Genomic DNA, 13052 nt, shown 5'->3' with positions numbered 1-13052 from the left:
GGAGGCGGCGGGCACTCATCCCTTCACGGCGCCCTGCATGATGCCGCCGACGATCTGGCGGCCGAAGACGACGAAGAGGGCGAGCAGGGGGAGCGTGCCGAGCAGGGCGCCGGCCATGATCAGCGACTGGTCCCGGACGTATCCGGCGCTCAGCTGGGTGAGCGCCACGGGGACGGTCGGGTTGCTCATGTCGAGCACGATGAACGGCCAGAAGAAGTCGTTCCACGTGTGCACGAACGTGATCATGAAGAGCACGGCCATCGCGGGCCGCGCGACGGGCAGGACGATGCTCCAGAAGATGCGCAGCGAGTGCGCCCCGTCCACCCGCCCGGCCTCGACGAGTTCGTCGGGCAGCGCCTCGGCGAGGTACTGCCGCATGAAGAACACGCCGACGGCGCTGACCAGGGTGGGGAAGATGACGGCGGGCAGTTTCTGTCCCCAGCCCAGCTCGGTCATCATCATGAAGAGGGGAACGACCCCGAGCTGCGGCGGGACCATCATCGTGCCGATGACGAGCATCAGCAGGATGTTGCGGCCCTTGAAGCGGAGCTTGGCGAAGGCGAATCCGGCCAGCGTCGCGAACAGCACGGTGGACAGGGCGACCGCGCCGGCCACGACCAGGCTGTTGAACATGGCCTTGCCCAGCGCGGCGTCCTGCCACGCCTTGCCCAGGTTCTCCAGCAGATGCGGGCCAGGGAGGAACGGCGGCGGCGTCTGGGTGACCCGGGTGTTGTCGGACGAGGCGGCCACCAGGGTCCAGTAGAGCGGGAAGAGCGAGAGGAGCGACGCCAGGCCGAGCAGGACGTACGCGAGGGGGCCCGCGTGGTGCTGGCGGCCCGCGCTGGGGCGCAGGGAGAACCGCCGGCGCCGTGGGGCGGGCCGGGGGCCGCTGCCCGGTTGCGGGGCCACGGGCGTGTCCGGGGGCCGGACCGGGAGGCTGTCTGTGGTCATGGGGGATCTCCCGGTCAGGCCTTGCGCGCGACGAAGCGCTTGACGAGGCGTTGGACGACGAAGACGAGGATGAGGAGCAGGAACATCGCCCAGGCGACCGTGGCGGCCCGGCCCATCTGGTAGCTCTTCCAGCCCTCCTCGTACAGCAGCAGACCGAGCGTCTGGTACTGGTTGTCGGCTCCGCCGGTGACACCGTTCGGCCCCTGCCCGAAGATCAGCGGCTCACCGAAGAGCTGGGTGGCGCCGATGGTCGACAGCACGATGGTGAAAACGATGGTGGAGCGGATGCCGGGGACGGTGACCTTGGTGAACTGCTGCCACCGCGAGGCGCCGTCGATGGCCGCCGCCTCGTACCGGTCACGGGGGATCGCCTGCATCGCCGCGAGGTAGAGCAGCGCGTTGTAGCCCGTCCAGCGCCAGATGACGATGACGGAGATGGCCGCCTGCGCGGCCCACTTGTTGTTCTCCCAGTCCAGGTGCTCGAACCCGAACAGGCTCAGGCCCCAGTTGATCATCCCGAAGTCGCGCTCGAAGAGCATGGTGAAGACCAGGGCGGCCGCACCCACCGAGGTGGCGTACGGGGTCAGGCTGGCGACGCGGAAGAACGTCGAGCCGCGCAGCCGGTAGTTGAGCAGGTGCGCCAGTCCGAGCGCCATCAGCAACTGCGGCACGGTCGACAGGACGCCGATGGTGATGGTGTTGCCCAGCGCGTTCCAGAAGCGCTCGTCACGCACCAGTGCCAGGTAGTTGTCGAACCCCACCCACTCCATGAAGTCCAGGGACGCGAGCTCCACGCGGTGGAGCGAGATCCACGACGTGTAGATGAGCGGGTAGAAGCTGAAGGCCGCGAAGACGACGAAGAACGGTGCGATGAAGGCGTACGGCGCGCCCTTGACGTCCAGTCGGTGCAGCAGCGCACCGCGCCGTCGGCGCTTCACACCGGGGTCGGTGCCGGGCGGCGGGCCGGTACCGGTCGTGCGGTCCTGGGGGGACGAGGTGGAGGTGGCCACCGGAAGGCGTCCTTCCTGGGGGTGGGTGGGTGGGCGGTCGGGGTCCGGTCCGGCGCCCTCAGGGGAGGCAGGGGGCGCCGGACCGCTGCGAGGGGGGGCCGGGCCCCCCGGGTCAGCCGACGGCCTTCTTGACGCGCTCGTCCGTGGTGTTCCACGCGTCGTCGGGGCTCTTGTTCTGCGACTCGATCAGCGTCAGGCCCTGGGAGAAGATGTCCTTGATGGTGCCGTCCTTACGGCCGAGCACCTGCTCCTCGGGGACTTCCCGGGCCGCGGCGCCGAAGATCTCGCCGATCGGCGCGTCGTTGAAGTACTCCGACTTGGCGCCGGCGACCTCAGGGGATTCCAGGGCGGTCCGGGACGAGGGGAAGAGGCTCTGCTTCTGGAAGAGGAACGCCTGCTGCTCGGGCGCGGTGAGCCAGGCGACGAGTTCCTGCGCCTCCTTCTTGACGGGGCTGTCCTCCATCACCCCGAGGAACGAGCCGCCCCAGTTGGCGCCCTTGGGGGCCTTGGCCACGTCCCACTTGCCCTTGTTGGCCTCGCCGGCCTTCTCGCTGATGTGCGCCAGCATCCAGGCCGGGCACACGGCGGTGGCGAAGGTGCCGTTGGCGAGCCCGGGGTCCCAGCCCGGCTGGAACTGCCGGAGCTTGGCGGTGAGGTCGGAGGTGGCGGCCTTCGAGGCCAGCTTCCAGGCGTCCTTCACGACGGGGTTGTCGGCGTAGACCAGCTCCCCCTCCTTGTCGTAGAACTGCTGGGGGCCGCCGTAGATCATGGCGTTGAACAGTCCGCTGGCACTGTCCATGAAGGCGACCTTGTCGCCCTTGGCGCCCTCCTTGAAGCGCTCGCCGACAGCGACGTACTTCGCCCAGTCGCCCTCCCACAACTTGGCGACCTCGTCGCGGTCGGTGGGCAGGCCCGCCTCCTCGAACTTGTCCTTGCGGTAGCAGACCGCCATCGGGCCGATGTCGGTGCCGAGGCCGATGACCTTGCCGTCGCCCGAGGTGACCTGGCTCTGCTTCCACGGCAGGAAGTGGTCGGTCCCCTTCACGCCGGACAGGTCGGCGAACTTGTCCTTCTGGGTGTCGACCAGTTCCTTGGCCCGGCCGATCTCTATGCCCTGGATGTCCTTCAGCCCGCTGCCGGCGGCCAGATGGGTCTGGAGCGCGGTGTAGTAGGTCTGCTCGTCGCCCGCGATCTCCGCCTCGACGACGACGTCCGGGTTCTCCTCCATGTACTTGTCGAGCAGCCCGGTCTCCTTGAAGCCCATCACGCCGTACAGCCCCATGCTGATGGTGACCTTGCCGTCCTTCCGGCCGCCGCCGGTCCTCTCGCCACCGCCTGAGCAGCCGACGAGCAACCCGAGGGCCGACACCGCGGAGATGGCGGCGACGACTCTTGTACGCGGCTTCCTGCGGGTTCTGGGCATGTAGTCCTCCTCAGCGGCGCTCACGCACCGGGGTTCGAGCCCGCGTAGCTGTCCCGCAAGGCCGATTTGCGTAGTGGGTACGTTCCCAACTGACGGTGGGAACGTACCCACTTGGGAGCTCGAAGACTGGCCGCCGCCGAAAGGCTGTGTCAAGAAGTTGACGCGACTTTGTTTCGGGGGGATGTCCGCCCGCCGCTCTCCGACCCCGTCGGCCGCAGGGGCGTTCTGGCAGAATGCGCAGGCGAACGGCGGCAGGTCACGGCCAGGCCCCGCCCGGCGGATCACGGTCTGACCGACCTGGCGCGAGGGAGGCTCCATGGGCAGCAGGCAACGCCCGACGATCAAGACCGTCGCCGCGCGTGCGGGCGTGGGACGGACCACGGTCTCCCGCGTCATCAACGGTTCGGAGCTGGTCAGCGACGAGGCCAGGACGGCCGTGCTCGCCGCCATCGCGGAGCTGAACTACGTGCCCAACTCGGTCGCGCGGGGGCTGGTGACCAGCAGGACGGACTCCGTCGCCCTGGTCATCCCCGAGTCGGAGAGCCGGCTGGGCTCGGAGCCCTACTTCTCCGCCGTCATCCGCGGCGTCAGCACCGGTCTCACCGAGCGGCGGATCCAGCTCCAACTGGTCCTCGTACGCGACCAGGCCGAGCGCGACCAGCTCACCGAGTCGGTCGCCGAGCGCCGGGTGGACGGGGTGCTGCTGGTCTCGGTGCACGAGCAGGACCCGCTGCCGGGCCTGCTGGAGAACATGGGGCTGCCCACCGTCCTCGCCGGCCGGCGCGCCCACGGCGAGCCGCTCAGCCATGTCCGCGCCGACAACGAGGGCGGCGCCGCGGCGGCCGTCGCCCACCTGGTGGCCCGGGGGCGGCGCCGGATCGCCACCATCAGCGGGCCCCTCGACATGGACGTGTCGCGCAGCCGCCTCGACGGCTGGCGGGACGCCCTGCGGGACGAGGGCGTCGAGGCGGCGGAGACGCTGGTGGCCACCGCCGACTTCACCGAGGCCGGCGGCGAGGCCGCGATGCGTTCACTACTTGAACGTGATCCCGGTCTGGACGCGGTGTTCGCCGCCTCAGACGTCATGGCGGCCGGCGCGCTGGCGGAACTGCGCCGCCAGGGCCGGCGGGTCCCCGACGACGTGGCGCTGATCGGCTTCGACGACTCCGTCATCGCCCGGCACAGCAACCCGCCCCTCACCAGCGTGCGCCAGCCGGTCGAGGCGATCGGCCGCACGATGGCCCAGATCCTCCTGGCGGAGATCGACGACCCCGGACAGCCTCGGCAGCACGTCGTCCTGCCGACGGAACTCGTCGTACGGGAGTCCTCCTGACTCCGCCCCGTGGCGGACGGGTGGCAGGCCGGCCGGCACGACTCGGCTGATCCGCTAGCGGCTTCCGGGGCAGGCTGAGGCGCCTCGGGCTACGAGCCTCGGGCCCCGGCCGAACCGTCCCGGCCCGGTACCCGGAGCCGCCGGCCCCGCCCAGAATCCGGCCCGGCCGCCCCCGAGGCCACCCCCGTGGCACAGCCATGCCCATACAGCCCTGCCACCGTCCACGGCAACCCCCGTGCCGAACGGGGCCGAACCTTATCGCCCCGAACGCAAGTACCCCTGGAAAATGCCAGAACTTCCCCAAGCCCCCCACCACCATGCGTAGCCTCTTGCTCACACCCCCAGCCGCTGCCCAGTCCGGGAGGAACCCCCCGCATGCCCGGAATCGACGAGTGCCTGCTCGACATCATGAAACTCCCCGGCGCGCGCGGCGCGGCCGTCGTCGACTGGACGAGCGGCCTCGCCCTCGGCACCATCGGCGAATCCCCGCACGACGACCACGAGGCCACCGCCGCCGAGACCGCCGAGGTCGCCCGCATGGCCGCCGAACAGCCCGCGTTCGCCCAGGAGTCGGCCCGCTCGGGGACCCCTGACGAGGACCCCCCGGCCTCCGGCGTCGAGGACGTCATCGTCACCTCCCCGGCGGGTTACCACATCCTCCGTTTCGTCGAGACCGACTTCGACAGCAGCGTCTTCGTCCACCTCTGGCTGCACCGCTCCGAAGGCAACCTGGCTCTCGCCCGCATCCGCCTCGGCGAACTGGCCCGGCGGCTGGTCCTGGCATGAGACCCCCGGCCTCCCCCGCCCCCACCGCACCGTTACCCGCGGTCTCCCCGATGCTCCGGCGCCTCGCGGAGGAGCGCGCCACCGGCGCCCTGATGCGCGAGAGCGGCACCCTCTACCTCGCCGACGGCCAGGTGGTCCACGCGGAGTCCCCGGCGACCCCGGGCATCGACGTCCTGCTCACGGCCGGCGGCACCCTGGCCAGAGCGGGCTGGTGGGAGGCGGTGGCCGCCGCCGGCGCACGGCAGCGGGTCGCGGCGTACCTGGTGGACAGCGGCCGGGTGCCGGGCGGCGCACTGGAACTCTGCCACCTCGGCGCCCTGTACGACGCCGCCTTCTTCGCCCTCGCCCCGACCAGCACCCCGGCCCGCTTCCGGTACGGCGTCTCGCACTGGATCGGCCCGGTCCACCCGGTCGCCGCCGGTTCGGTGGAGCGCGAGACCCTGCGCCGCCGCGCCCTGCTGGACCGCATCTGGCCGGACGCCACCGTCGACACGGCCCCCCTGGTCCGCCTCCCGGACGCCGCCGCCCCGCCGCTGACCCCGCGCCGCCGCGCCGTCCTGGCCGCGGTCGACGGGTCCCGGTCCGCCGCCGAGATCGCCCGCGGACTGGGCCGCTCCGCCTTCCACACCCTGGTCGACGTACGACGGCTGGCGGCGGCGGGCGCGCTGGACGCCGTCCGGTCCTGCGGCCGCCCAGACGACGGCTCGTCCGGCCCGCGCGCCGGGGCCCCCGTCCTCCCCGAGGTGACGCCCGACCCGGACATCGCCCTGCTGCGCCGGCTCCGAGACGCCCTGGAGGTCCTGTGATACGTGCGCGCCGACAGCGTGCCGAGAGGAGACAACTGATGGCCGCCGAACGGGAAGTCCTCGACGAACTCCAGCGGCTGCGGGCCCGCGTCCCGCTGCTCTCGGGCGCCCTGGCGGCCTCGGCCGACGGCCTGGTCCTCGCCCAGGACACGGCCGGTGTCGAGGCGGAGAGCCTCGCCGCCCTGACCGCCGCCGCCCTCGGCGTCGCGGTCCGCCTCACCGACGCGACCGCCCGCGGCTCCTTCCGCGAACTCCTGGTCCGCGGCGAGAAGGGGTACGTGGCGACGTACGCGGCGGGCTCCTCGGCGGTGCTGACCCTGCTCGCCGAGGACCGCATCAACGTCGGCCGCCTCCACCTGGAGGGCCGCCGCGCCGGGACCCGGATCGGCGCCCTGGTCGACGCCGCCCTGGAACGGGCGGCCACCCCGCAGCCCCGTCCCGAACACACCCGCACGGCCATGCCCGCCCGCCCGGCGGCCCCGCCGCCGCAGGCTCCGGGCCCGGCCACCGGCACCCCGCCGGGCGTCCTGCCCCGGCGTCCCGTATGAGCCCCACCGCATCACCCCGTACGCGCAACCATCCGAGGAAGAAAAGGAACGCACCCATGGCCAACACCGAAACGTCCCTCAAGGAAGCGATGAGCATCATCGAGGGCGCCACCGGCGTCGCCCTCGTCGACTACACGAGCGGCATGGCGCTGGGCACCCTCGGCGGCGGCAAGGACTTCAACCTGGAGGTCGCGGCGGCCGGCAACACCGACGTGGTCCGCGCCAAGCTCCGCACCATGGAGCACCTGGGGCTGAAGGAGGAGATCGAGGACATCCTGATCACCCTCAGCGGCCAGTACCACCTGATCCGCCTGCTCAAGTCCCGTGGCGGCAACGGCCTCTTCCTCTACCTGGTGCTGGACGCGGGTCGCGCCAACCTGGCCATGGCCCGCCACCAGCTGCGCCGCATCGAGACCGAACTGGAGGTCTGAGCCGGTAGGACCGGTACGGGACGGGGGACGCCCCCGGCGCGGTCAGCGCCGCCGGCCGCCGCCGGGCGCCGCGTCCCCCGCCTCCGTGCCGGTCGTCCACAGCCGGGTCGTCCTCGCCCCCAGCGGGTCGCCCGCGCCCCGGCCGAGGGCGTCGGCGGCGGTCCACAGCAGGACCTCCCGCGCCTCCTCGACCCGCCCGGTCCCGCGGGCCCGCAGCCACAGCCCCGCCCCCCAGCCGGCCAGCGCCATGCCGCCGGCGGCGGGCAGGGCGAAGGCGCTGCCGAGGGCGGCGGCGAAGGCGAGCAGGAGCCACCAGCGGTGCCCGCGCCGCCAGTTGCGTACCGTCACCGAGCGGGCCTGGAGGATGTCAGAGCGGGCGGCGCGTTCGGCCTCCGCGGCCAGCGCGGCGGCCCGGCCACCGCGCACCAGCGCGACCACCGCCGCCGCCAGTAGGAAGAGCAGGGCCCCGACGAGGACGCCGATACGGCGTCCGGTCAGCCCCTCCGGGACCAGCCCGGCGCCGGCCGCCACCACTCCGAGCCACCACAGGGGTGCCGCCCCGGCCCGCTGGACCACCGCCACCCGTACCAGTCCCCGCGCTCCGCGTCTCAACTCCCGCTCCTCCCACTGCCGCTCGCCCCGGGCCGCCCGGGGCCGGTGTGGGCCCGGAGGTTACCGGCCATTCCTGAGACGCGGGTGAGAAACACCGGCCTCCCCCTCTGTTCGGTCCTATGCGGCTCTTTCGGTCCCATTCGGTCCTAGTCGGCGAAGAGCCCCCGGTCGGCGGCGCGCACGTCGAACCGCTCCATCCGGGCCTGCGCGTCGGGCAGCGCGTCGCACATCGCCTCCAGCAGGACCCGCCCCAGCAGCATCGGCGCGCAGGCCGTGTCGAAGGCGAGCCCGGTCCCGACCGCGCCCGGGACGAGGATGTCCGACTCGGCGGCGACCGGCGCGAACGCCGAGTCGGCCACGGTCACCACGGTGAGCCCGCGCTCCCTGGCGTACGCCAGCGCCTCGACCACCTCGCGCGGGTGGCGCGGCAGCGCGAAGCAGAGCAGCGCGGAGGCCCCGGCGAGCCGGGCCGCGTCGATCCGGTCGACCAGCATGGTGCCGCCCTCGTCGAGCAGCCGTACGTCCGGGTGGACCTTGGCGGCGAAGTAGGCGAAGCCCCGCGCCTGCGCGGCCGCCGCCCGCAGCCCCAGCACCGGCAGCGGACGCGACTGGGCGAGCAGCCGCCCGGCCCGCTGCAACGGCGCCGGGTCGGCGAGGAAGTCGGCGAGCCGCCGCAGATTGGCGACCTCGGCCTCGACGGCCTGCTGGTAGCCGTTGGCCTCGGCGGGCGCGGACGGGGCACCGGGCGCCCGCTCCCGCAGGTCGCGCCGGAGCGCCGGATACCCGTCGAAGCCGAGGGCGACCGCGAACCGGGTCACCGACGGCTGGCTGACCCCGGCCAGCTCCGCCAGCTCCACGCTGGACAGGAACGGCACCTCGTCGGCATGGCGCACCATGCAGTGCGCGATCCTGCGCTGCGTCGGCGTCAGCCGCCGCCCCTCGAAGAGCCCCTGAAGCCTCCCGGCCGGGCTGTGGGTCATCGGTCGCGTCCCCTCGGAGCTCGCCGCCATTCATCCGTCATGCGCTGTGCATGACCCTATACAGGGTGACGGGGGCAGGAGACACGGTCCGGGGCGCCCGGAGACCCCGGGGCGGAACGGCCGGCCGCCACCGGGAGCTCCGACAGCGGGGAATTTACGTGTCGGCGGCGATCAGCTGGCCCGAGCGCAGCAGCTTGTCCCCCTCCCAGACGGAGACGTTGTAGGCGATCCTCGCGTTCTCCGGGACGACCGTGGCGAAGGAGCAGGACGTCCAGCCGGCCGCCTTGCCGTGGTAATTCAGGCAGTGGTACCAGTTGCCGTTGACATTCACCTGGGCATTCATCTCCACGTGATGCCCGTCGGCCTTCAGGTCCTGCACCCAGAATTTGTCACCGTTCGGCTGGAAGCAGGCCCGTCCCGCCTCCCCGTTGTAGTTGACGTAGGAACACGCCTTCAGCTGATTCCAGTCCGGCCCGCCACTCACGTCGGTGGCCCGGTAGGTGTACGACGCGGCCGAAGCCGAGCCCTGCAGCGCCACGGTCATACCCGCCGCCACAGAAAGCACGAAGAAAGCCCTGCCGACCTTGCGCATCTTCAAGACGAACACCTCTCGCAGTGCAAATCTCGTTTGCAGCAGTGAAGTTGACGCCCCGAAAGTAACAACGCCGGACCGGCCCGTTCAAGGGATTTCCGCGTGGCCGAAACGCGCGAAGAACCGGACCCTGATGTTCCTCCCGACGGAATCCGAAAGCGAAGGGAATGGTTCCGCCGAAAGGCCGGACCGTGACGGGGGACACCAGGCGGAAAATCCCTCGCGCAGCCTGGACGACGATTCCCGGGCGCGGAGTGGAGCACGGCGGCTCGTACCGTCCGAGGGCCGGCTGAGGAGGAGAGATGCGCGGGGACCGCCGCACCCCCCGGGGCGAGCCCCAGGAGGGCGGGACGACGGCGGTCCCCGCGAGGGGCGGGCGCCGGGTCAGGGCCGGGCACCGCGCCCACGGGCGTCGTGCGGAGGTCCGGGAGCCGCTCCGGAGGTCCGTGACGCCGTTCGCGTGCCGGTGGGAAGCGGCCCATCGCCCCCGGGTTCCCCCGGTGGTCGTGTGCTGTCTCCTGCCGACACCCACCAATGTGCCGGACGCGTGTTAACCGGGTGCTGCGCCGACGTGTCGGGCTCGTACCACTTGTGCGAAGGGGAGCGCGGCCCGCTCCGGGAGGTCCGGGAGGCGGGCCGCGCGGGGGCTCACTTGACGGCGGTGCCGGCCGAGCGGGCGAGGAAGGAGAGCAGGTCCTGGCGGCTGACGACGCCGGTCGGCTTGCCCTCCACCAGCACGATCGCGGCGTCCGCCTTGCCGAGGACGGCCATCAGGTCGGCGACCGGCTCACCGGAGCCGACCTGCGGCAGCGGGCGCGACATGTGCTTCTCCAGCGGGTCGTCCAGGGCGGCGCGGCTGGCGAAGAGGGCGTCGAGCAGTTCGCGCTCGACGACCGAGCCGACGACCTCGGCGGCCATCACGTCGGGGTGGCCCGCGCCCGGCTTGACGATCGGCATCTGCGAGACGCCGTACTCGCGCAGCACCTCGATGGCCTCGCCGACGGTCTCCTCGGGGTGCATGTGGACGAGGGAGGGCATGGCGCCCTCCTTGTCGCGCAGCACGTCGCCGACGCGGGGCTCGTCGCCGCCCTGGTCGAGGAAGCCGTAGTCGTTCATCCACTCGTCGCTGAAGATCTTCGAGAGGTAGCCGCGGCCGCTGTCCGGCAGCAGCACGACGATCACGTCGTCGGGGCCGGCCTCGCGGGCGACCTCCAGCGCGGCGACGACCGCCATCCCGCAGGAGCCGCCGACCAGCAGCCCCTCCTCCTTGGCGAGGCGGCGGGTCATCTGGAAGGAGTCCTTGTCGGAGACCGCGACGATCCGGTCGGTGATGTTCCGGTCGTAGGCGGTCGGCCAGAAGTCCTCACCGACGCCCTCGACCAGGTACGGACGGCCGGAGCCGCCGGAGTAGACCGAGCCCTCGGGGTCGGCGCCGACCACCTGCACGGCTCCGTCGCTGACCTCCTTGAGGTAGCGGCCGGTGCCGGAGATGGTGCCGCCCGTGCCGATGCCCGCGACGAAGTGGGTGATCTTCCCGTCGGTCTGCTCCCACAGCTCAGGGCCGGTCGAGTGGTAGTGGGAGAGGGGGTTGTTCGGGTTGGAGTACTGGTCGGGCTTCCACGCCCCCGGCGTCTCCCGGACCAGCCGGTCGGAGACGTTGTAGTACGAGTCCGGGTGCTCCGGGTCGACCGCGGTGGGGCAGACCACGACCTCGGCGCCGTACGCCCGCAGCACGTTGATCTTGTCCAGCGAGACCTTGTCGGGGCAGACGAAGATGCACTTGTACCCCTTCTGCTGCGCGACGATGGCCAGGCCGACGCCGGTGTTGCCGCTGGTCGGCTCGACGATCGTGGAACCGGGGCCGAGCAGCCCGCGCTCCTCGGCGTCCTCGATCATGCGCAGGGCGATGCGGTCCTTCACGGAACCGCCGGGGTTGAAGTACTCGACCTTGGCCAGGACCGTCGCCTGGATTCCCTCGGTCACGTTGTTGAGCCTGACCAGCGGGGTGTTGCCGACCAGATCGACCATCGAGTCGTGGATGTGCACCGTTGTCTCCGGGCGTCGATGACTGCGTAACGCAGGGCTGTATGGGTGCGCACAGCGTAAGCCGCCGGGGATTGGCGCACGGCCCCGGCGGGGCACAGTGTGGGTGTACGGCTACGAGGAGGTGGCTGCCGGTGTTGTCGAGGGCGAGGGTGGCACGGCGGATCGCGGCGGGCGCGGCGTACGGCGGCGGCGGCATCGGACTGCTCGGCGTGGCCGGCGTCGGGGTGCTGCTGGCCGAGGCGCAGCTGGCCAAGCGCTCCGTGGGGAGCCAGGGGAACGGGGCCGCGCCGCCGCGCGCCGACGGGGTGTACGGGAGGGCCTTCGGCCTCCGCCCGGACGGGGAGCCGCCGCTGGAGCCGCTGCGGTTCCTGATGCTGGGCGACTCGACGGCGGCCGGGCAGGGCGTGCACCGGTCCCGGCAGACCCCGGCCGCGCTGCTGGCCAGCGGGCTCGCCGCCGTCGCCGAGCGCCCGGTGGAGCTGCGGAACGTCGCGGTGCCCGGCGCCCGCTCCGACGACCTCGACCGTCAGGTGTCGCTGGCGCTGGCCGACGGCGGGTGGGTGCCCGACGTCTGCGTGCTGATGGTCGGCGCCAACGACGTCACCCACCGCATGGCCGCCACCGAGTCGGTCCGGCTGCTCGCCTCGGCGGTACGGCGGCTGCGCACGGCCGGGGCCGAGGTGGTGGTCGGGACCTGCCCCGACCTCGGCACCATCGAGCCCGTCTACCAGCCGCTGCGCTGGCTCGCCCGGCGGGCCTCGCGGCAGCTGGCGGCCGCCCAGACCATCGGGACGGTGGAACAGGGCGGGCGGACCGTCTCCCTCGGCGACCTGCTCGGGCCCGAGTTCGCGCAGAACCCGCGCGAGCTGTTCGGGCCCGACAACTACCACCCCTCCGCCGAGGGGTACGCGACGGCGGCGATGGCGGTGCTCCCCACCCTCTGCGCCTCGCTCGGACTCTGGCCCGAGGGGGAGCGGCCGGAGGCCGCCCGCGACGAAGGGTTCCTGCCCGTGGCGCGCGCCGCCGTCCGCGCCGCCTCCGAAGGCGGCACCGAGGTCACCGCCGCCACCGGCCCCCGAGGCCCCCTCGCCCTCCTCAAACGCCGCCGACGCCGCCGCATCCCCCACGAGCCCTCCCCCACCCCGACCCCCCAGACCCCGGCCCCTGACAGGGGTGGCCTCAATCGCCGGCCGGGCTGAGTGTGGCCTCAATCGCCGGCCCGGCTAGGGGTGGCCTCAATCGCCGGCCGGGCTCCTTGGCCTCAAACGCCGGCCCGGCTGAGTGGCCTCAAGCGCCGGCCCGGCTAGGTGGCCTCAGACGCCGGCCGAGCTATCGATAGCCCGGCCGGCGTTTGAGGCCATCGGTGACGGACGGCTGAGGCATCACCTCAGCCAATCCCAGCCCGGCCGGCGCTTGAGGCCACTGAGCCCGGCCGGCGCCTGAGGCCACCCCAGCCCCCGCACCCCCAGCCCTGTAGCTCGGCCCCGCGGCCGTGAGCAAGCGCTTAGAAAGTGCGGTCCGTGTCACAGCCCAG

The 13052-nt window shown here is 72.5% G+C and carries 13 protein-coding genes; 6 read left to right on the top strand and 7 right to left on the bottom strand.

The window, feature by feature from the left end; all coding sequences use genetic code 11:
* Positions 1 to 15 precede the first annotated feature (15 nt).
* The 3 genes from IF45_RS0115375 to IF45_RS0115365 all read right to left on the bottom strand — a co-directional run bounded on the left by IF45_RS0115375 (position 16) and on the right by IF45_RS0115365 (position 3384).
* Complete coding sequence (locus tag IF45_RS0115375; RefSeq protein WP_008417674.1) at positions 16 to 951, bottom strand: carbohydrate ABC transporter permease; 936 nt, start codon at positions 949 to 951, stop codon at positions 16 to 18.
* A gap of 14 nt (positions 952 to 965) precedes the next feature.
* Positions 966 to 1961 carry a carbohydrate ABC transporter permease gene (locus IF45_RS0115370; protein WP_003950378.1) on the bottom strand — a complete coding sequence of 332 codons (996 nt, stop codon included), beginning with the start codon at positions 1959 to 1961 and terminating at the stop codon, positions 966 to 968.
* A 112-nt stretch (positions 1962 to 2073) separates the two neighbouring features.
* A complete protein-coding gene (locus tag IF45_RS0115365) occupies positions 2074 to 3384 on the bottom strand; it encodes an ABC transporter substrate-binding protein (RefSeq protein ID WP_030307937.1) in 1311 nt (436 codons plus the stop codon).
* Between the two features lie 316 nt (positions 3385 to 3700).
* Between IF45_RS0115365 and IF45_RS0115360 the strand changes: the two genes are divergently transcribed.
* The 5 genes from IF45_RS0115360 to IF45_RS0115340 all read left to right on the top strand — a co-directional run bounded on the left by IF45_RS0115360 (position 3701) and on the right by IF45_RS0115340 (position 7288).
* Positions 3701 to 4717 (top strand): LacI family DNA-binding transcriptional regulator, encoded by a 1017-nt coding sequence (locus IF45_RS0115360; RefSeq protein ID WP_010642932.1) that lies wholly within the window; start codon positions 3701 to 3703, stop codon positions 4715 to 4717.
* Positions 4718 to 5092: 375 nt separating this feature from the next.
* Positions 5093 to 5503, top strand: coding sequence for a hypothetical protein (locus IF45_RS0115355; protein ID WP_008417680.1), 411 nt, complete (start codon positions 5093 to 5095; stop codon positions 5501 to 5503).
* Between the two features lie 50 nt (positions 5504 to 5553).
* A complete protein-coding gene (locus IF45_RS0115350; RefSeq protein ID WP_015507237.1) occupies positions 5554 to 6309 on the top strand; it encodes a hypothetical protein in 756 nt (251 codons plus the stop codon).
* A 38-nt stretch (positions 6310 to 6347) separates the two neighbouring features.
* Entirely contained in the window at positions 6348 to 6857 is a 510-nt protein-coding gene (locus IF45_RS0115345; protein ID WP_008417684.1) for a roadblock/LC7 domain-containing protein, read from the top strand.
* Between the two features lie 56 nt (positions 6858 to 6913).
* Positions 6914 to 7288 carry a hypothetical protein gene (locus tag IF45_RS0115340; protein ID WP_003950372.1) on the top strand — a complete coding sequence of 125 codons (375 nt, stop codon included), beginning with the start codon at positions 6914 to 6916 and terminating at the stop codon, positions 7286 to 7288.
* Positions 7289 to 7330: 42 nt separating this feature from the next.
* On the opposite strand, the gene IF45_RS0115335 is transcribed toward IF45_RS0115340, so the two are convergent.
* From IF45_RS0115335 to IF45_RS0115320, 4 genes are all read right to left on the bottom strand, one after another.
* Entirely contained in the window at positions 7331 to 7870 is a 540-nt protein-coding gene (locus tag IF45_RS0115335; protein WP_030307934.1) for a hypothetical protein, read from the bottom strand.
* 176 nt (positions 7871 to 8046) lie between these two features.
* A complete protein-coding gene (locus IF45_RS0115330) occupies positions 8047 to 8880 on the bottom strand; it encodes a MurR/RpiR family transcriptional regulator (protein ID WP_015507238.1) in 834 nt (277 codons plus the stop codon).
* Positions 8881 to 9034: 154 nt separating this feature from the next.
* Complete coding sequence (locus IF45_RS0115325; RefSeq protein WP_008417691.1) at positions 9035 to 9472, bottom strand: hypothetical protein; 438 nt, start codon at positions 9470 to 9472, stop codon at positions 9035 to 9037.
* A gap of 648 nt (positions 9473 to 10120) precedes the next feature.
* Positions 10121 to 11518: a cystathionine beta-synthase gene (locus IF45_RS0115320; protein ID WP_008417695.1), complete on the bottom strand. Its 1398-nt coding sequence runs from the start codon at positions 11516 to 11518 to the stop codon at positions 10121 to 10123.
* 149 nt (positions 11519 to 11667) lie between these two features.
* On the opposite strand from IF45_RS0115320, the gene IF45_RS0115315 reads away from it, so the two are divergent.
* Positions 11668 to 12717 (top strand): SGNH/GDSL hydrolase family protein, encoded by a 1050-nt coding sequence (locus tag IF45_RS0115315; RefSeq protein ID WP_030307932.1) that lies wholly within the window; start codon positions 11668 to 11670, stop codon positions 12715 to 12717.
* The last annotated feature ends 335 nt before the right edge of the window (positions 12718 to 13052 follow it).

The sequence above is a fragment of the Streptomyces albidoflavus genome (assembly GCF_000719955.1).
Lineage (GTDB): Bacteria > Actinomycetota > Actinomycetes > Streptomycetales > Streptomycetaceae > Streptomyces > Streptomyces albidoflavus.
The sequence above is the reverse complement of the archived record's forward strand: the minus strand, read 5'-3'. Positions and strand labels throughout refer to the sequence as shown.

Bases quoted from the DNA above. Each gene is read 5' to 3' on its own strand.
- IF45_RS0115325 (WP_008417691.1), bottom strand. From the start codon at position 9,472: ATGCGCAAGGTCGGCAGGGCTTTCTTCGTGCTTTCTGTGGCGGCGGGT.
- IF45_RS0115345 (WP_008417684.1), top strand. From the start codon at position 6,348: ATGGCCGCCGAACGGGAAGTCCTCGACGAACTCCAGCGGCTGCGGGCC.
- IF45_RS0115360 (WP_010642932.1), top strand. From the start codon at position 3,701: ATGGGCAGCAGGCAACGCCCGACGATCAAGACCGTCGCCGCGCGTGCG.
- IF45_RS0115350 (WP_015507237.1), top strand. From the start codon at position 5,554: ATGCTCCGGCGCCTCGCGGAGGAGCGCGCCACCGGCGCCCTGATGCGC.
- IF45_RS0115340 (WP_003950372.1), top strand. From the start codon at position 6,914: ATGGCCAACACCGAAACGTCCCTCAAGGAAGCGATGAGCATCATCGAG.
- IF45_RS0115375 (WP_008417674.1), bottom strand. From the start codon at position 951: ATGACCACAGACAGCCTCCCGGTCCGGCCCCCGGACACGCCCGTGGCC.
- IF45_RS0115355 (WP_008417680.1), top strand. From the start codon at position 5,093: ATGCCCGGAATCGACGAGTGCCTGCTCGACATCATGAAACTCCCCGGC.
- IF45_RS0115365 (WP_030307937.1), bottom strand. From the start codon at position 3,384: ATGCCCAGAACCCGCAGGAAGCCGCGTACAAGAGTCGTCGCCGCCATC.
- IF45_RS0115330 (WP_015507238.1), bottom strand. From the start codon at position 8,880: ATGACCCACAGCCCGGCCGGGAGGCTTCAGGGGCTCTTCGAGGGGCGG.